The following is a 17,632-nucleotide window of genomic DNA, read 5'->3' as shown; positions in this document are numbered from 1 at the left end:
GGGAGGAAACAATGGCAAAATTCGATCTGAATGACAGCGGCGTTGTCGTCATCGTCGGCTCGGGCGCCGGCGGCGGAACGCTCGGCAATGAGCTGGCGCAGAAGGGCGTCAAGGTCGTGATCCTGGAAGCCGGCCCGCGCATCGAGAACCAGGACTTCATCAACGATGAGTGGGACAGCTTCAGCCAGCTCGCCTGGTCGGACATGCGCACCACGTCGGGAAGCTGGCGCGTCGCCCACGACTTCCCGAGCGTTCCGGCATGGATCGTCAAGGCAGTCGGCGGCTCCACGGTGCACTGGGCCGGCGCCTCGCTGCGCTTCGACGAGCACGAGTTCAAGATCAAGTCGGCCTATGGCGGCATCCCCGGCGCCAATCTGATCGACTGGCCGATCACGCTCGCCGAGATGGAGCCGTGGTACGCCAAGGCCGAGGACAAGATGGGCGTCACCCGCACCAACGGCATTCCCGGCCTGCCCGGCAACAACAACTTCAAGGTCATGGAAGCCGGTGCCAGGAAGCTCGGCTATAAGGAGGTGCACACCGGGCGGATGGCGATCAACAGCGAGCCGCGCGACGGGCGCGGCTCCTGCCAGCAGATCGGCTTCTGCTTCCAGGGCTGCAAGTCGGGCGCCAAATGGTCGACGCTGTACACCGAGATTCCGAAGGGCGAAGCCACCGGCAATCTCGAGGTGAGGCCCGGCAGCATGGTGATCAAGATCGAGCATGACCAATCCGGCAAGGTCACCGGCGTGGTCTATGCCGACGCGTCAGGCGCGATGCAGCGCCAGAAGGCCCGCGTGGTCGCGGTCGCCGGCAACTCGATCGAGAGCCCGCGGCTGTTGCTCAACAGCGCCTCCAGCATGTTCCCGGACGGGCTCGCCAACTCGTCCGGCCAGGTCGGCCGCAACTACATGCGGCACATGACCGGCAGCGTCTATGCGACGTTCGAGAAATCGGTGCACATGTATCGCGGCACCACCATGGCCGGCATCATCCGCGACGAGGCCAGGAACGATCCGAAGCGCGGCTTCGTCGGCGGCTACGAGATGGAGACGCTGTCGCTCGGTCTGCCGTTCATGGCGGCGTTCCTCAATCCCGGCGCCTGGGGCCGCTCCTTCACGTCAGCGATGGAGGGCTATCCGCGGATGGCCGGCATGTGGCTGGTCGGCGAGGACATGCCGCAGGAAACCAACCGCGTCACGCTCGACCCGAAGATCAAGGACAAGTTCGGCATGCCGGTGGCGAGCGTGCATTTCGACGATCACCCGAACGACGTCGCGATGCGCGATCACGCCTACAAGCAGGGCGCAGCGGTCTATGAGGCGGTCGGCGCCACCGTGACCTATCCGACGCCGCCCTATCCGAGCACGCACAACATGGGCACCAACCGGATGAGTGAGAAGCCGCGCGACGGCGTCTGCAACAAGTTCGGCCAGACCCATGACATCAAGAACCTGTTCATTTCGGACGGCAGCCAGTTCACCTCGGGCGCGGCCTGCAATCCGACGCTGACCATCGTGTCGCTGGCGATCCGCCAGGCCGACCACATCGCCGGCGCGATGCAGCGCAAGGAGATCTGAAACGCGCGGGTCAAACATGAAAGCGGCTCCGTCCCGACCGGACGGAGCCGCTTTTGTCTGCGATATCGGGTTCGCTATTCGGCCGCGTCGAGGATCGCCTCGCGCGGGAACACGGTAGCGGTCGTGCTCTGCGAACGGTAGATCAGGCAGCAGCAGCGCAGCAGCGAGGCGAAATTGTTGACCTCGCCATGATGGTCGAGGACCTCGTCATGCAGCGTGGTGAGGAACTTGGCGAGGCTCATGCCCTCCTTCGCAGCGATCTCCTCCAGCGTGTCCCAGAACGACATTTCCAGCCGGATCGAGGTGCAGTGCCCGCCGATCCGCAGCGATCGGGTCTGCGATTCATAGTTGCGTTGCGGCTGGTGCGCGAACAGGTGGCACATGGCGGTCCTCCGGCGGGATTTATAATTTTTCTAAACGATATACCCGCGCGCGGGCCCTCACAATCGCCACGTAGGGCGTAGCCCGAGCGGGGTGAAGATGAGCCTCCTCAAGGCGATAGGCCCCAATCATCCCCAGCTGAGGCGTGCCGCCCCATGCATTTGCCGGCGTGGCCCTCTAGAATGGGGCACTTCTCGAATCGAACCTGAACGCCTGCCATGCCCGTCCGCCAGCTTCCCGAACAGGTCGTCAACCGCATCGCCGCCGGCGAGGTGGTCGAACGCCCGGCGAGCGTGGTCAAGGAACTGGTCGAGAACGCGATCGACGCCGGCGCCAGCCGGATCGACGTCTTCACCGATGGCGGCGGCCGCCGCCGGATCGGCATCACCGACGACGGCAGCGGCATGACCCATGCCGACCTGTCGCTTGCGGTCGACCGCCACGCCACCTCAAAGCTCGACGACGAGGACCTGCTGCGCATCCGGACCCTCGGGTTTCGCGGCGAGGCGCTGCCGTCGATCGGCGCGGTGGCGAAGCTCGGCATCACCACGCGCCATGCCAGCGAGCCGCATGCCTGGTCGCTGTCAGTCGAAGGCGGCGAGAAATCGGACGTGATGCCGGCGGCGCTCGGCCAAGGCACCCGCGTCGAGGTCAACGACCTCTTTTACGCGACGCCGGCGCGGCTGAAATTCCTCAAGACCGACCGCACCGAGGCGGAAGCGATCCGCGAGGTGGTGCGGCGGCTTGCGATGGCGCGGCCCGACATCGCCTTCTCGCTGGCCGGCGAGGAGCGTGCGCCGGTAACCTGGGCCGCGGCGCTGCCCGGCGCCGCCGGAAGACTGACGCGGCTCGGCGACATTCTCGGCGCCGACTTCCGCGCCTGCGCCATCGACGTCCGCGCCGAGCGCGAAGGCGTCACGGTCGAGGGCTTTGCCGCCGCGCCGTCGCTGACCCGCGCCAATGCGCTCGGGCAGTATCTGTTCGTCAACGGCCGCCCGGTGCGCGACAAGCTGATCCTGGGCGCGGTGCGCGCCGCCTATTCCGACTATCTGCCGCGCGACCGCCATCCGGTCGTGGCGCTGTTCGTCACCTGCCCGCCGCAGGAGGTCGACGCCAACGTGCACCCGGCCAAGACCGAGGTGCGCTTCCGCAACGCCGGGCTGGTGCGGGCGCTGATCGTGCATGCGCTGAAGGAGGGCCTGGCGCGCGAAGGCAAGCGCACTGCGGCCAACGCCGCCGACGGCGCCGCGCTGTCGGCCTTCCGCCCCGCCTTCACGCCGCCGCCGCGCCCCGGCAATTGGGACTGGCGCAGCTCGCCGACCTATCCGGTCAACCCGGTGCGTTCGTTCGATGGCGCGGACCCGGCCGCCTTCGCCGAGCCCGGACAGGCCGCGTTCGATGTCGGCGCGCCGACCGCCGATGTGCGCTTCGAGGCGGCGCCGAGCGCCGACATGCTCGACCGCCCGCTCGGCGCCGCGCGCACCCAGATCCACGAGACCTACATCGTCTCGCAGACCCGCGACGGACTGATCGTGGTGGACCAGCACGCCGCGCATGAGCGCATCGTCTATGAGAAGCTGAAGGCCTCGCTGGCGAAGAACGGCGTGCAGCGGCAGATCCTGTTGATCCCCGAGATCGTCGAGCTCGACGAAGCCACCGTCGAGAAGCTGCTCGATCGTTCCATGGAGCTGGCCTCGTTCGGACTGGCGATCGATTCCTTCGGCCCCGGCGCCGTCGCGGTGCGCGAGACGCCGTCGCTGCTCGGCAAGGCCAACGCCGCCGGGTTGCTGCGCGATCTCGCCGAACACATGGCGGAGTGGGACGAGGCGCTGCCGCTGGAGCGCCGTCTGATGCACGTCGCCGCCACCATGGCCTGCCACGGCTCAGTGCGCGCCGGCAGACGCCTCAAGGCGGAAGAGATGAACGCGCTCTTGCGCGAGATGGAAGACACCCCGAACTCCGGCCAGTGCAACCACGGCCGCCCGACCTATGTGGAATTGAAGCTGAGCGATATCGAGAAGCTGTTCGGGCGAAGGTAGCGCCGGGAATTCAGCTGTCATCGCCCAGCCTGTCGGCTCAATCACAACCGTCTCTGGGATACTGGATCGCCCGGTCGAGCCGGGCGATAACGGCGGAATTTGGTGCGGCCTCACGCGCTGCGCAGAAACACGAACTCCGTGTCGTCATACGTGCGGCGCTCGAGCTCCTCGAATCCCTCGGGCGCTGTGAACGCCGCAGCTTTCGCCTCCTCCACCACCAGCAGCGCGCCCGGCGTCAGCCAGCCGCCGTCGCGCAGCGAGACGAGGGCCTTGCCGGCGAGACCCTTGCCATAGGGCGGATCGAGGAACACCAGCGAAAACGGCTCGACAGGATGCGCGGGGCCGAGATCTGTGGCATCGCGGCGATAGACTTTTGTCACGCCGCCGAGCCCGAGCGACTCGACATTGTTTCGGAGCAGCGCCCGCGCCTCGGCGCCATTGTCGACGAACAGCGTGAACCTCGCACCGCGAGAGACCGCCTCGATGCCGAGCGCGCCGGTGCCGGCGAACAGGTCGAGCACCCGCGCGTCCAGAATCGGATTGTCGTAGGCATGAATCAGGATGTTGAACACGGACTCGCGTAAGCGATCCGCGGTCGGCCGGATCTCGCGTCCCGATGGCGACGCGAGATTACGGCCCTTCAGCCTGCCCCCGACGACACGCATCGTCAGCTACTCGTCCCGCGGCTTGAGATCGCGCTTGCCGTGATAGCCGCGCTTGGGGCGGCGCGGCGGACCGTAGCCGCTCGCTTCGTCCTCGTTGCGGGCGCGCGCCTCTTCGCTGCCGGTGCGCTGCACCAGCACGCGGCGGCCCTTGCGGTCATTGATCACCGCGCGCTTCGCGGCCGGCTTCTTGCCCCGCGGCGCGTCGTCGTCGCCGGCCTCGCGCTGCTCCGGCCGGGCGAAATCGGCGCCGGCGAGCTTTGCGACCTTCTCGCCGAGCTGCTCGCGCAGCACCCGCGTCTTGACCTCCTCGACCTTGCCCTCCTCGAGCTCGCGGAGCTGGAACGGGCCGTAGGAGATGCGGATCAGCCGGTTCACCTCGAGGCCGAGATGCGCCATCACGTTGCGCACCTCGCGGTTCTTGCCTTCGCGGATCGCGAACTCGACCCAGACATTGGCGCCTTGGTCACGCTCCAAGGTCGCATCGATCGGGCCGTATTTGACGCCGTCGACCTCGACGCCCTTCTTCAGTTCATCGAGCTGCGCCTGCGTCACCTCACCATGCGCGCGCACGCGATAGCGGCGCAGCCAGCCGGTGTCGGGCAATTCCAGCGTGCGGGCGAGCCCGCCGTCATTGGTCAGCAGCAGCAGCCCCTCGGTGTTGAAGTCGAGCCGGCCGATCGAGATCAGCCGCGGCAGGCCCTCCGGCAGATTGTCGAACACGGTCGGCCGCCCCTCGGGATCGGCATGCGTCGTCATCAGTCCGCGCGGCTTGTGATAGAGAAACAGCCGGGTGCGCTCGCGCGGCGGCAACGGCGTGCCGTCGACCGCCACGACGTCGTTGACGGTGACGTCGAGCGCCGGCGAATTGATCACGCGTCCGTTCACGGTGACGCGGCCCTGCGTCACCATCTCCTCGGCGTCGCGGCGCGAGGCGAGGCCGGCGCGTGCCAGCACCTTGGCGATGCGCTCGCCTGTCTTCTTCGGCGCCGGCTCGGGGCGCGTCCGCTTGTCATCGTAAGAGCGCTCGCGATAGGCACCGCGGCCGCCGAACGCCGGGCGCTTCGCAAAGATCTTGCTGTCATCCTCATTATCCCGCCGCGGCCGGTCGGAGAACCGGCCCTCGCTGCGCGGATGCTCCTGCCAGTCGGCGCGGCCCTCGGGACGCTCGCGGCGGCGGCCGTCGCGGCGATCGCCGCCCTCGTTCTTGTCCCAGCGCGGCCGGCTGAATGTCGGCCGCTCGCGGAACGGACGATCGCCCTGCTCGCGATCGTCGCGCGGCCGCGAAAACCGCGGGCGCTCGTCGCCGCCGCGATCCTCGCGCGGCTTGCGATCGCGCTTCTGCCACGGTTTTTCGTCGCCGCGGTCGCGGCCTCGGAATTCCCGATCATCGCGCTTGAAACGCGGCCGGTCACCGAAATCGCGGCGCGGACTATCTCCATCCTCACGGCGGCGGAACGGGCGGCCCTCGCCTTTGTCGCGGAACGAACCCTTGTCGCGATCGCCGCGCGAAAACTTGCGGTCGTCGAACTTGCGCTCGGCGCGCTCGCCGCGCGCCGCATAGGAACGCTTCTCGCCATCGCGCTCGCCACGCGGCGTGTAGGGACGCTTCTCGCGGTCGCGATCGCCATAGGAGCGCTTCTCGCCGAACTTGCGATCGGAAAACCGCCCTGCGGGACGCGCATCGCCGCGGTCGCCGCGCGGTGCGCGGTCGCCCTTGTCGAAATCGCGCCGCTCGCCGCGCGGCTTGAACGGGCGCTTGTCGCCGCCCTCGCGGTCGTCGCGCTTAAAGCGCGGCCGGTCACCATAGTCGCGGCGCGTCCCACCGCCGTCCTCGCGGCGGCGGAACGAGCGGCCCTCGCTTTTGTCGCCGAACGAACGCTTGTCGCGATCGCCTTTGCCGCCGAAGCCGCGTTTGCCGGGCGGCCGGTCCGACCCGCGGGAGCCGCCGCCGGAACGGCCCTTGCCGGGACCACCCCGGTCACGCCCGCCGCGCGGGGAATCGTTGTGTTTGTCGCTATCGCGGGGCATGAATGTTCTCGCCTGGGCGTTCAATTGAGGTGCAGGGCAACCGGCGAGGCGCGCGCCATGTGAGGCGCGACTGGTACAAGACCGGCATCCACTCGTGCTGAAGGCGACGCTACTAGCAGGTTTCTTGCGATGATACGAGGCATGTCAGCCCCTTCTTTCATGGATTTGGCGCTGAAAACCGCCGAAAATGCCGGAAAATCGGGCGAAGTTCCGATCGGATGCGTGATTGTGCGCGGCTACGAGGTGATCGCCACCGCCGCTAACCGCACCCTGACCGACCGCGACCCGACCGCGCACGCGGAAATCCTGGCGATCCGGCAGGCGGCGGAGGCCATCGGCACCGAGCGGCTGGTCGATTGCGACCTCTATGTCACGCTGGAGCCCTGCACCATGTGCGCCGGCGCGATCTCCTTCGCCCGCATCCGCCGGCTCTATTACGGCGCCGCCGACCCTAAGGGCGGCGCGGTCGAGTCCGGCGTGCGCTTCTTCGCCCAGCCGACCTGCCACCACGTGCCGGAAGTGTATGGCGCGGTCGGCGAGACTGAGGCCGCGCGGCTATTGCGCGAGTTCTTCAGGGAGCGGCGGTGAGGCTGTCGCCCGGATGAGCGAAGCGATATCGGGGGGACGCCGATCCCGGATATCGCTTTGCTCATCCGCATCTACAAATTCACCGCGCAGCAACTCCCCGTCACCCCCGCGCAAAGGCTTCGCCTTTGTCGCTGGAGGTACGAGCCCTTGCGAGCCTCCAAGGGTCGACGGCCACCAGCCGGGCCGTGCATCCTTCGAGGCTCGCCGAAAGAGGCGAGCACCTCAGGATGACGGTGCGGGAGATGGAGCTATGAGCTACCCCGCAAGGAAAAACTCTCGCAGCAATTTCGCCGTCGCATCCGGCGCTTCCTCCGGGAGGAAGTGCCCCGAATCCACCGGCGCGCCGCTGACATTGGTCGCCCATTTCTTCCACGTGTCGAGCGGTGTCGTCGCGGCGCTCGCCACGCCGGCGTCGCCCCACAGTGCCAGCATCGGGATCGTGATCTTGTTGCCGGCGTCGACGTCAGCCTTGTCGATCTCGTAATCGGCGTAGGCGCCGGCGCGATAATCCTCGCACATCGCGTGGATGCGCGCGGGATCGCGGAACGGCGCGAGGTAATGCTCCAGCGCGCGCGGATCGATCGCATCCAGCGTGCCGCTCTTGGTCTGGCTTGCCATCTTCTCTCTCAGGAAGAACTCGCCCTGCCCGGAGATCAGCGTCTCCGGCAACGGCGCGGGCTGCGCCAAGAATGCCCAATGGTAGATCTTCAGCGCCGACAGCCGGTTCAGCTTCTGCCAGTAGTCATAGGTCGGCGCGATATCGAGCACCGCGAGCTTCGACAGCCGGCCGGGATGATCGAGCGCGAGCCGGTACGACACGCGGCCGCCGCGATCATGGCCGCCGAGCGCGAAATGCACATGGCCGAGCCGCTCCATCACCTCGATCATGGTCTTCGCCCAGGCGCGCTTGGTGTAGGGCGTGTGGTTCGCGTCGCTGTCGGGCATATCGGACCAGCCATAGCCCGGCAGGTCGGGAATGATCAGCGTGAAGGCGTCGTCGAGCTTCGGCGCCACCGTGTGCCACATCACGTGCGTCGAGGAGAAGCCGTGCAGCAACAGCAGCGGCGGGCCCTTGCCGCCGACACGGGCGAAGATGCGGCCCTGCGAGGTGTTGACCCATTCCGAGGCATAGCCGGGAAAAAGATCGGCGAGGTCAGGCATCGATGGCTCCTTCCCTGTCGCGCGCCCTGCTTCAAACTTTGTTCGGCGTTGCCGCTGGCGCAGGCGAGGTTTATGCCATCCCCAGGTTCAAGCAACAACAACAGCAAACGAGGAAGTGCCATGTCGATCGATTTCGAGATTCCGGCCGAGGCCAAGGCGATCCGCGAGAAGGTCCGCAAATTCGTCCACGACGAGTGCATTCCCGCTGAAAAGGAACTGGATACCAAGCCGCTTCCAGAGGTGCTCGGCCCCTTGCGGAAGAAGGCGCGCGCGCAGGGCCTGTGGTGCCCGTTCGTGCCGAAGGAATATGGCGGCATGGGGCTCGGCCCGCTGGCGAATGCGCTGGTGCAGATGGAGCTCGGCGAAAGCATGCTCGGCGCGCTGGCGCTGAACACGCAGGGGCCCGACGACGCCTCGATGATGACGATCCTCGCGCACGGCACCGAGTACCAGAAGGAGAAGTTCCTCAAGCCGCTCTTGAACGGCGAGAAGCGCATCTGCTTCTCGATGACGGAAAAAGCCGCCGGCGCCGACGCCACCGGCATGCAGACCACGGCGGTGAAGGACGGCAACGAGAACTACATCCTCAACGGCGAGAAATGGTTCTCGTCATCGGCTAGCGTCGCCGATCTCGCGCTGGTGATGGCCAAGACCGATCCGAACGCGCCGCGTCACAAGCAGTATTCGACCTTCATCGTCGAGCTGCCGAACCCCGGCTACAGGATCAAGCGCAACGTCGCCAACATGGCGATCGAGGGCCCGCATGACGACGTGATCCATGGCGGCCATTCCGAGATCGAGATCAAGGATCTAAAGGTGCCGGCCGACAATCTGCTCGGCGGCGAAGGCAACGGCTTCAACATGGGCCAGCACCGCCTCGCCTACGGCCGGCTGCGCCACGGCATGCACAACGTCGCCAAGGCGCAGCGCGCGCTCGACATGGCGGTCGCCCATGTCACCAAGCGCTCGACCTTCGGCCAGCTCCTGGCCGACCGCCAGGCGGTGCAGTTCATGCTCGCCGACTGCGCCAGCGAGCTCTATATCGGCCGATTGATGTTGCTCCATATCGCCTACAAGGCCGAGAAGGGCCTCGATATCCGCCAGGAGAACTCGATCGCAAAAATCTTCCATGCGCACATGGTGCACAAGGTGATCGACACCGCGATCCAGCTGCACGGCGCGCTCGGCTTCAGCCAGGATACGCCGCTCGCCAAATGGTACACCCAGGTGCGCTCGCAGCGTCTGGTCGACGGCCCCGACGAGGTGCACAAGTGGAAGATCGGCAAGAACGTCATCAAGGCGTTCCGCGAACACGGCACCACGGCGTCGGCCGCGGGCGGAGATTTGCTCTAGTTTGTCGTCATTGCGAGCGAAGCGAAGCAATCCATTCTCCCGCGCGGGGATAGATGGATTGCTTCGTCGCTTCGCTCCTCGCAATGACGGACGAGAGACGGCTAACCCTTCGCGCCCTCCGCCTCCACCGCCTGCCAGGCGATGTCGCGGCGGCAGAAGCCGTCGGGCCAGTTGATGCGGTCGACGGCCTGATAGGCGCGGTCGCGCGCCTCGGTGACGGTCTTGCCCATCGCGCAGACGTTGAGCACGCGGCCGCCATTGGCGAGAACGGCGCCGTCCTTCGCGACCGTGCCGGCGTGGAAAATCTCGACGCCGTCGAGTTTGGCCGCGTCGTCGAGCCCGTCGATCCGCGTGCCCTTGGCGTAGTCGCCGGGATAACCCTTCGCCGCCATCACCACCGTCAGCGCCGGGTCGGGGTACCAGCGCAGATCGAAGTTCTTCAACTGCCCGTCGCAGGCGGCCAAGAAGGCCGGCACGATGTCCGACATCATCCGCAGCATCAGCACCTGGCACTCGGGATCGCCGAAGCGGACATTGTATTCGAACAGCTTCGGACCCTGCGCCGTCAGCATCACGCCGGCATAGAGCACGCCCTTGAACGGCGTGCCGCGGCGCTTCATCCCGGCAACCGTCGGCAGGATGATTCGCGCCATGATCTGGTCGTGGACCTCCGCCGTCACGAACGGCGTCGGCGAATAGGCGCCCATGCCGCCGGTGTTCGGCCCCTCGTCGTGATCGAACACCCGCTTGTGGTCCTGCGCTGATGCGAGCGGGATAGCGGTCTCGCCGTCGCACAGCGCGAAGAAGCTGATCTCGCGCCCGGAGAGGAATTCCTCGATCACGACCTCGGCGCCGGCCGAGCCGAACCCGCCCTCGAACATCATCGCGATCGCGGCCTCGGCCTCGGCCAGCGTCTGCGCCACCACGACGCCCTTGCCGGCGGCGAGCCCGTCGGCCTTGACCACGATCGGCGCGCCCTGCGCGCGCACGTAAGCCAGCGCGTCGGCGGCCTTGTCGAAGCGGCGATAGGCGCCGGTCGGAATGTTGAACTCGCTGCAGAGGTCCTTTGTAAAACCCTTGGAGCCCTCGAGCCGCGCGGCTTGCTTGCCCGGCCCGAATGCCTTGATGCCGACGGCGGCGAGATCGTCGACGATGCCGGCCGCCAGCGGCGTCTCCGGCCCGACCACCACAAGATCGACCGCGTTGCGCTTGCAGAAATCGATCACGGCGGCGTGGTCGGCGACATCGAGCTCTGTGCATTCGGCCTCGCGCGCGATCCCGGCATTGCCCGGCGCGCACCACAGCTTGGTGACCAGCGGAGATGCCGCGATCTTCCACGCCAGCGCATGTTCGCGGCCGCCGGAACCGAGCAGGAGGATGTTCATGAATGCAGCCGCATCAGGGGTTGTGGAGCCAATGGCGACGGTTTAGCACGGTCCGGAAGCGCCGCAACGAGTCGTCCGGCCGGATGTGGATATGTGAACCGCCGTCCCAATTGGGACGTTCGGACCTTGCACACGGGGTCGAAAACCACGATTCTATAGACCAGATGACCGCTGCTCCGAACCTCGTCAACGCGCCCGAATTCACCGTCTCGGAACTCTCGTCCGCCCTGAAACGGACGGTGGAGGACCGGTTCGGCCATGTCCGCGTGCGCGGCGAAATCACCGGTTTCCGCGGGCCGCATTCCTCCGGCCACTGCTATTTCGCGCTCAAGGACGAGAGCGCCAAGATCGAGGCGGTGATCTGGAAGTTCGCCCACGCGAGGATGCGCTTCAAGCCGCAGGAAGGGCTCGAGGTCATCGCCACCGGCAAGCTGACCACCTATCCGAACTCCTCGAAGTACCAGATCGTCATCGATTCGCTTGAGCCGGCCGGCGTCGGCGCGCTGATGGCGCTGATGGAGGAGCGCAAGAAGAAGCTCGCCGCCGAGGGCCTGTTCGACGAGGCCCGCAAGCAGCTGCTGCCCTGGCTGCCGGAGGTGATCGGCGTCGTCACCTCGCCGACCGGCGCCGTGATCCGCGACATCCTGCACCGCCTGGAGGACCGCTTTCCGCGTCGCGTGCTGGTGTGGCCGGTCAAGGTGCAGGGCGAAGGCTCGGCCGAGCAGGTCGCCGCCGCGATCCGCGGCTTCAATGCGCTGCCCGAGGGCGGCCGGATTCCGCGGCCTGATCTTCTGATCGTCGCGCGCGGCGGCGGCTCGCTGGAGGATCTCTGGTCGTTCAACGAGGAGATCGTGGTCCGCGCCGCGGCGGAGAGCCATATCCCGCTGATCTCGGCGGTGGGCCACGAAACCGACATCACGCTGATCGATTTCGTCGCCGACAAGCGCGCGCCGACGCCGACCGCTGCCGCCGAAATGGCGGTGCCGGTGCGCAGCGAGCTGTTCGCCGAGGTCGCAGCGCTCGCCCGCCGCACCATGGTGTGCTGGCAGCGCGGCCAGGAGGCCCGCCGCAACGAATTGCGCGCCGCGGCGCGTGCGCTGCCGGCGGCGAACGAACTGCTCGCGATCCCCAGGCAGCGGCTCGACCATCTCGGCGCCGGACTGCCGCGCGGACTGAAGGCCAACACGCACGCGCATTTCCGCCGCTTCGCCGCCAGCAGCTCCCGCCTCACCATCGGCGTGCTGCGCGGCCAGGTCGCGCATGCGCGGCAGCGGCTCACCGTCTCAGGCGAGCGCATCACGCTGTCGGCGCGCGCGCTGCTGCACCGCCGGCGCGAGCGCTTCAGCGGGCTCGAGATCCGGCTCAAGGCCTCGAAGCTCGCCAATGCCAAGGCGCAGCGCAATGCCATCGCGCGCGATCTGGAGCGCACCCACCGTCTCGCCGAGCGCGCGCACCGTGCCCTGAAGACGGCGCTGCAGCGGATGGAAGCGCGCGTTGCGCATCGCGGACAGCTGCTGTCGGCGCTGTCCTATCGCGGCGTGCTGGAGCGCGGCTTTGCGCTGGTGCGCGACGAGCGCGGCCACTCGGTCCATGCCGCCGCCGATATCGGCCCGAGCGCCAGCCTCTCGGTCGAGTTCGCCGACGGCCGGGTCGCGGTCACGACCGATGCCGACCGGCCGCCGCCGACCACGCGCAAGGTGCAAGCACCGCGCGAGACCAAACCGGCGGCGCCGAAGCGCGCCGCTAAACCGGTCGATCAGGGCAGTTTGTTTTAACAAGTTAGGTTGGATCGGTTTGGCGGCGGGTTCGGGTCCTACCTCTCCCCGACAGGGAGAGGTGAAATCTCCACTGCCGCTCAAACTCAACCTTATCTACCTGCGCTAGCGCGCCAGCCATTCCGCGACGCGATGCTGCGCGTCCTTGCGGGCGTCGGCATCGGTGCCGATGTGACCGCGCTCCGGCACCGCGGCGTCGGAGGACGTCGCGATCGCGTGCAGCGGCAGGTTGGCGCGGTCGAAATCGTGATAGGCGTCCGGATAGACCACGATGCGCGCAAGCGCGCTGCGGCCGTGCGCGCCGTCGACCATCTGGCGGCAGGCCGTCGGCAGCGCGACGTCGTCGCGGCCGCCGATCAGGACCAGCGTCGGCACCCGCGTGCTCCAGCCGAGGCCGAACGAGGACCGGCAGTCCGGGTAGAACGCGATCGCCGATCGGAAATCCGGCTCGGTGTTGCGCGACCACAGCTGCGGCCGCACCGCCCACAGCAGGGCCGCGGCGCCGTTACCCCAGCCGACCAGGCTGATGCGGCTCTTCGCCACCCATTTCTGCTGCACCAGCCATTGCCGCGCCGCGCTGATGTCGGCCACCCGTTCGCGCCGGAGCTGAACCTGATGCTCCTTGCTGATCCGGCATTGCGGCCCGAGCTCGCGCGAGCCGTAGCTGTCAGGCAGCAGCACCGCGTGGCCGCTCGTGAGCAGTTGCTCGGCCCAGTCGCGGTAGCGCGGCGCGACCGGTTCGGCGCGGCCCGCGAGGCCGCCGCAGCTATGCAGCGCGATCACGGTCGGGAACGGGCCGTCGCCCTCAGGCCGGTAGAGCTGCGCATGCAGCGTCACCTTGCCCTCGGGAATATCGACCTGATGGGGGGCCGGAAGCGGCGTGGCCGAAGCGGCCGGCGCGGCCAGCATCGTCAGAAACAGCAGTGCCGACTTGAGGCGCATCCAATCCGGCCATTTCGTGATGGCCGCTAAACCACGGCGAACCATGCCCGCAACGCTACCATGCGCCTCCGCCGCCAAATCATCACAAGTCGGTGGTTTAACGGGCGGACACGATGCCCTATCTATGATAGGCGGTTTTATGAACATCCAGTAAGCCTTGAGGCAAGGCGGAGAGCTCAATCGTGCTGAACAAGTTCGGTCCATCGGGCCATGGCGAAGCGCAGGTGCAATATCTCGACGGCGATTTCCGCGTGATCTCGCCTGGCACTTACGTGCGTTGCGCGATCACCGATACCCGAATCCCGCTCGACGAGCTGAAGTACTGGAGCGTCGACCTGCAGGAGGCCTACGCCACCCCGGTCGCCGTGCTGCAGCGCCATTATCCCGGCACGCTCAAGCCGCAAGGATAGGCTCGCGGCCAAGGTCATTTGCCGGTCCTTCTCAGCCGCGCCTTTGTCAGTTGCTCGGTTACGAAGCGCCGCAGCGCCGCCGGCTCCTCGAATTCCAGCGTCACCGCAAACGGCACGATCGCCTGCGCCCAGGCCGGCAAGCCGCCGGCATCGCGCAGCCGCGCCAGATCCTTCTCCGTCGTCACCAAGGTCAAGCCGTCGCGCCGCGCGTCGGCGATGAGCTCGTCGATCTCGCTCTTCGTGAAGGCGTGGTGATCGGCAAACGCCCTCTCGCGCACGACGTCGACTCCGCTCGATCGCAACGTCCTGAAGAAGCGCGCGGGATCACCGATGCCGGTGAAGGCGAACGCGCGCACGCCGCGCAGCGCCGCCAGCGATGCGTCATCCGGCTGCAGATGCGCCGGCAGCACCGGCTTGCCGTGCGCCTCGATCCCGGCGGCGATGGTCTGCGCCGCGTTGCCGTCGCCGACCACGATCAACGCGTCGGTTCGCGCAAGCTGCGGCGCCAGCGGCGCGCGCAGCGGACCGGCCGGAAACACATGGCCATTGCCGACGCCGCGCACACCGTCGATCACGATCAGCGAGGCATCCTTGACCACGCCCGGGTTCTGGAAGCCGTCATCCATCACGATGACGCTGGCATCCTGCGCCAGCGCCAAACCTTCGGCGCGATCGCGCGCCACCACGACCGGCAATGTCGCCGCCAGCATCAGCGGCTCGTCGCCGACATCGGCCGCGGTATGGCTGCCGCGATCGACCCTGACCGGGCCGCGCAGCCGGCCGCCATAGCCGCGGCTGAGCACCACCGGCCGCTCGCCGAGCTCGCGCAGCAATTTTGCCAGCGCCAGCGCGGTCGGCGTCTTGCCGGCGCCGCCGACATGGTAGTTGCCGACGCATAATACGGGAACGCTGGCCTCGACGCCGGGGCGCTGCATGCGGCGCGCGGCGACCGCGCCGTAAAGCGCGGCAAGCGGTGTCAACAGCAGCGATGTCCAGGACGACGGCCGGTGCCAGAAGCCCGGCTCACGCATTGGCGGCTCCCATCTCGAGCCGCAACTGCAAGAGGTAGGGTTCGAGAGCCGTCAGGGTGCGCTCCAGCGCGCCACCGAGCTGTTCGACGACACGTTCGGATGCGATCAGCGAGGCGTCGCGCGCCGTGGGGTCGGCGAGGAACTGGCCGAGCTGCTTGACCAGCGCTTCGCGGTCGTCGGCACGCCTGGCGCCACCGGCGCGATCCAGCGCGTCGTAGACGTCGGTGAAATTGAAGACGTGCGGACCGTGCACGATGGCCGCGCCGAGCTTGATCGCCTCGATCGGATTCTGGCCGCCATGCGGGATCAGCGAGCCGCCCATGAACACGATCGGCGCGAGGCGATAGAACAGGCCGAGCTCGCCCATCGTGTCGGCGACATAGATGTCGGTGGTCGCGACCGGCAGGTCCTCGCGCGAGCGCAGGCCGTGGCGCAGGCCGGCGGCGGTGACGAGCCGCGCCACCGCCTCGCCGCGATCGGCATGGCGCGGCACGATCACGGTGAGCAGACCGGGGAAGAATCCCGCCAGCGTCTTGTGCGCCTCGATCAGGATCTCCTCCTCGCCCGGATGGGTGGAGGCGGCGACCACGATCGGGCGGCCGCGCGTCACCGACATCAGCCGCTCCAACTTGGCGGGATCGGCCGGCGGCGCCGCGACGTCGAGCTTCAGATTGCCCGTGGTGATGACGTTGTGGCCGCCGAGCGCGGCGAGGCGCTCGGCGTCGGTGTTCGACTGCGCAAGGCAGATATCGAACTGGCCGAGCAGCGCGCCGATCGTGTTGGAGAGCCGGCGCCAGCGCGGGAACGAGCGCTGCGACATCCGTCCGTTGATCAGCACCATCGGCAGCCGCCGCGCGGCGCTCGACAGGATCAGGTTCGGCCACAAATCGGACTCGATGAACAGCGCCAGCGACGGGCGCCAATGATCGAGGAAGCGCGCAACGTAACGCGGCGAGTCGTACGGCACGTATTGATGGATCACGTCGGGCGGGAAACGTTTGGCAACGATCGCGGCCGAGGTCACCGTGCCCGAGGTGAGCAGGATGCGCAGATTGAGCTCACGCAGGCGCTCGATCAATCCTGCTGCCGCCAGCACCTCGCCGACGCTGGCGCCGTGGATCCAGACTAGCGGACCGTGCGGCCGGACGTCGCCGCTCATGCCGCGCCGTTCGCCGACCCTTTCGGGATCTTCCTTGCCGAGCTTGAGCCGCCGCTTGATCAGGGCAGGCGCGATCGGCACCATCGCTGACGACAGCTTGCGGTAAACGCGCAACGTCATCGGGAGCGAGCTAGCCAAGCGCAGCCTCCGAGCGCCCGACGGCTGCATAGGCGCGCCGGGTCGATTCGTTCAGAAGATTTTCCACGTGCTGGCGAAGCTTTTCCATGGTGGCGGCATCGGCATCGGGCGGCACGTAGACCGGCTCAATACCTACCACTGCGCCGCGCCCGAATGGCAAATTGATGGTCGTGGAATCCCAGTTTTTCAACCGGATGAATCGGCTGGTCACCATCGCGAAGGGAATGACCGGCCGGCCGGTCTCCCGCGCCAGCATGATCGGCCCGAGTCCGGCCACCCTCGCCCGCTTCGGCACGTCGGCCGTGGTCGCCACGTTGCAGCCGTCGTCCAGTGCGCGCGCCATTTCCTTGAAGGCGCCAATGCCGCCCTTGCGATGGAACGCGCCGCCATGATCGCCGGACCCCCTGATCGTGCCGATGCCGAGCCGCTCCGCGGCGATCGCATTGAATTCACCGTCGCGGTGGCGCGAGATCAGGACCTTGGCGCGGTAGCTGTCCTTGATCTTGATGAACGGCGTCATGAAGTGCTGGCCGTGCCAGAACACGAAGATCGCCGGCATCATCGGCTCGACCATGTCGTAGACGTCGGACGGCTGGTAGCTGAAGCGGTTGGTCAGCCAGACCAGCCGCAGATACTCAGCTGCAAGCACGCCCAGCGCGCGCTGCACGACGGCGCTGCGCAGCAAATCGCGAAAAAAGCGTTTCAATGGGAGGGCTTTGTGTCCTGCTCGGGATCGAGCAACCGGTGGAGATGAACAACGAAATAGCGCATCTGGGCATTGTCCACGGTCTGCTGCGCCTTCGCCTTCCAGGCCGCATGGGCGGTGGCATAGTTCGGGAACACGCCAACGATATCGAGCTCGTCCAGGTTCTTGAAAGTATTGTGTTCGAGATCGGTCAACTCGCCGCCGATGACGAGGTGGAGCAGCTGCGGCTGGGCATTGTCTGACATGATGGGTTTTTCCTAACGAGATGCCCGGCAAGCAAATGAGGTCGAA

The 17,632-nt window shown here is 67.3% G+C and carries 16 protein-coding genes; 6 read left to right on the top strand and 10 right to left on the bottom strand.

Translation table 11 applies throughout. From position 1 onward, the window contains the following. Positions 1–11 precede the first annotated feature (11 nt). Positions 12–1,580, top strand: a complete 1,569-nt coding sequence (locus J6500_RS10905) for a GMC family oxidoreductase (protein ID WP_225712701.1) — start codon at positions 12–14, stop codon at positions 1,578–1,580. 74 nt (positions 1,581–1,654) lie between these two features. Here J6500_RS10905 and J6500_RS10900 read toward each other — a convergent pair whose 3' ends face one another. Then, positions 1,655–1,963 carry a ribbon-helix-helix domain-containing protein gene (locus J6500_RS10900; RefSeq protein WP_225712700.1) on the bottom strand — a complete coding sequence of 103 codons (309 nt, stop codon included), beginning with the start codon at positions 1,961–1,963 and terminating at the stop codon, positions 1,655–1,657. Positions 1,964–2,179: 216 nt separating this feature from the next. On the opposite strand from J6500_RS10900, the gene mutL reads away from it, so the two are divergent. After that, positions 2,180–4,000: a DNA mismatch repair endonuclease MutL gene (gene mutL, locus J6500_RS10895; RefSeq protein WP_225712699.1), complete on the top strand. Its 1,821-nt coding sequence runs from the start codon at positions 2,180–2,182 to the stop codon at positions 3,998–4,000. A gap of 110 nt (positions 4,001–4,110) precedes the next feature. On the opposite strand, the gene rsmD is transcribed toward mutL, so the two are convergent. Further along, positions 4,111–4,665, bottom strand: coding sequence for a 16S rRNA (guanine(966)-N(2))-methyltransferase RsmD (gene rsmD / locus J6500_RS10890; protein ID WP_225712698.1), 555 nt, complete (start codon positions 4,663–4,665; stop codon positions 4,111–4,113). 6 nt (positions 4,666–4,671) lie between these two features. Beyond that, the gene (locus J6500_RS10885; protein ID WP_225712697.1) at positions 4,672–6,693 is read right to left on the bottom strand and encodes a pseudouridine synthase; all 2,022 of its coding nucleotides are present in this window, start codon (positions 6,691–6,693) and stop codon (positions 4,672–4,674) included. A gap of 141 nt (positions 6,694–6,834) precedes the next feature. On the opposite strand from J6500_RS10885, the gene J6500_RS10880 reads away from it, so the two are divergent. Then, complete coding sequence (locus J6500_RS10880; RefSeq protein WP_225712696.1) at positions 6,835–7,281, top strand: nucleoside deaminase; 447 nt, start codon at positions 6,835–6,837, stop codon at positions 7,279–7,281. Positions 7,282–7,536: 255 nt separating this feature from the next. Here the strand turns inward: J6500_RS10880 and J6500_RS10875 are convergent, their stop codons facing one another. Beyond that, a complete protein-coding gene (locus J6500_RS10875; protein ID WP_225712695.1) occupies positions 7,537–8,442 on the bottom strand; it encodes an alpha/beta fold hydrolase in 906 nt (301 codons plus the stop codon). A gap of 120 nt (positions 8,443–8,562) precedes the next feature. On the opposite strand from J6500_RS10875, the gene J6500_RS10870 reads away from it, so the two are divergent. Then, positions 8,563–9,795, top strand: a complete 1,233-nt coding sequence (locus J6500_RS10870; RefSeq protein WP_225712694.1) for an acyl-CoA dehydrogenase family protein — start codon at positions 8,563–8,565, stop codon at positions 9,793–9,795. 101 nt (positions 9,796–9,896) lie between these two features. Here the strand turns inward: J6500_RS10870 and purD are convergent, their stop codons facing one another. Then, on the bottom strand, positions 9,897–11,180 hold the full coding sequence (gene purD, locus J6500_RS10865) for a phosphoribosylamine--glycine ligase (RefSeq protein ID WP_225712693.1): 1,284 nt from the start codon (positions 11,178–11,180) through the stop codon (positions 9,897–9,899). 164 nt (positions 11,181–11,344) lie between these two features. On the opposite strand from purD, the gene xseA reads away from it, so the two are divergent. After that, positions 11,345–12,955 carry an exodeoxyribonuclease VII large subunit gene (gene xseA / locus J6500_RS10860; protein ID WP_225712692.1) on the top strand — a complete coding sequence of 537 codons (1,611 nt, stop codon included), beginning with the start codon at positions 11,345–11,347 and terminating at the stop codon, positions 12,953–12,955. Positions 12,956–13,060: 105 nt separating this feature from the next. Here the strand turns inward: xseA and J6500_RS10855 are convergent, their stop codons facing one another. Then, positions 13,061–13,897 carry a dienelactone hydrolase family protein gene (locus J6500_RS10855; protein ID WP_225712691.1) on the bottom strand — a complete coding sequence of 279 codons (837 nt, stop codon included), beginning with the start codon at positions 13,895–13,897 and terminating at the stop codon, positions 13,061–13,063. A 182-nt stretch (positions 13,898–14,079) separates the two neighbouring features. On the opposite strand from J6500_RS10855, the gene J6500_RS10850 reads away from it, so the two are divergent. Next, positions 14,080–14,307, top strand: coding sequence for a DUF2093 domain-containing protein (locus J6500_RS10850; protein WP_225712690.1), 228 nt, complete (start codon positions 14,080–14,082; stop codon positions 14,305–14,307). A gap of 14 nt (positions 14,308–14,321) precedes the next feature. Here J6500_RS10850 and lpxK read toward each other — a convergent pair whose 3' ends face one another. From lpxK to J6500_RS10830, 4 genes are read right to left on the bottom strand one after another with little or no spacing between them, the layout of a single operon-like run. Next, on the bottom strand, positions 14,322–15,338 hold the full coding sequence (gene lpxK / locus J6500_RS10845) for a tetraacyldisaccharide 4'-kinase (protein ID WP_225712689.1): 1,017 nt from the start codon (positions 15,336–15,338) through the stop codon (positions 14,322–14,324). Further along, entirely contained in the window at positions 15,331–16,665 is a 1,335-nt protein-coding gene (locus tag J6500_RS10840) for a 3-deoxy-D-manno-octulosonic acid transferase (protein ID WP_225712688.1), read from the bottom strand. Before J6500_RS10840 ends, lpxK begins: the two co-directional genes overlap by 8 nt. Then, positions 16,628–17,341, bottom strand: a complete 714-nt coding sequence (locus J6500_RS10835) for a lysophospholipid acyltransferase family protein (RefSeq protein WP_225712687.1) — start codon at positions 17,339–17,341, stop codon at positions 16,628–16,630. Before J6500_RS10835 ends, J6500_RS10840 begins: the two co-directional genes overlap by 38 nt. Beyond that, on the bottom strand, positions 17,338–17,586 hold the full coding sequence (locus tag J6500_RS10830; RefSeq protein ID WP_225712686.1) for a DUF4170 domain-containing protein: 249 nt from the start codon (positions 17,584–17,586) through the stop codon (positions 17,338–17,340). The genes J6500_RS10835 and J6500_RS10830 overlap by 4 nt, the downstream gene beginning before the upstream one ends. Positions 17,587–17,632 lie beyond the last annotated feature (46 nt).

Source organism: Bradyrhizobium semiaridum, assembly GCF_020329505.1.
Lineage (GTDB): Bacteria > Pseudomonadota > Alphaproteobacteria > Rhizobiales > Xanthobacteraceae > Bradyrhizobium > Bradyrhizobium semiaridum.
The sequence above is the reverse complement of the archived record's forward strand: the minus strand, read 5'-3'. Positions and strand labels throughout refer to the sequence as shown.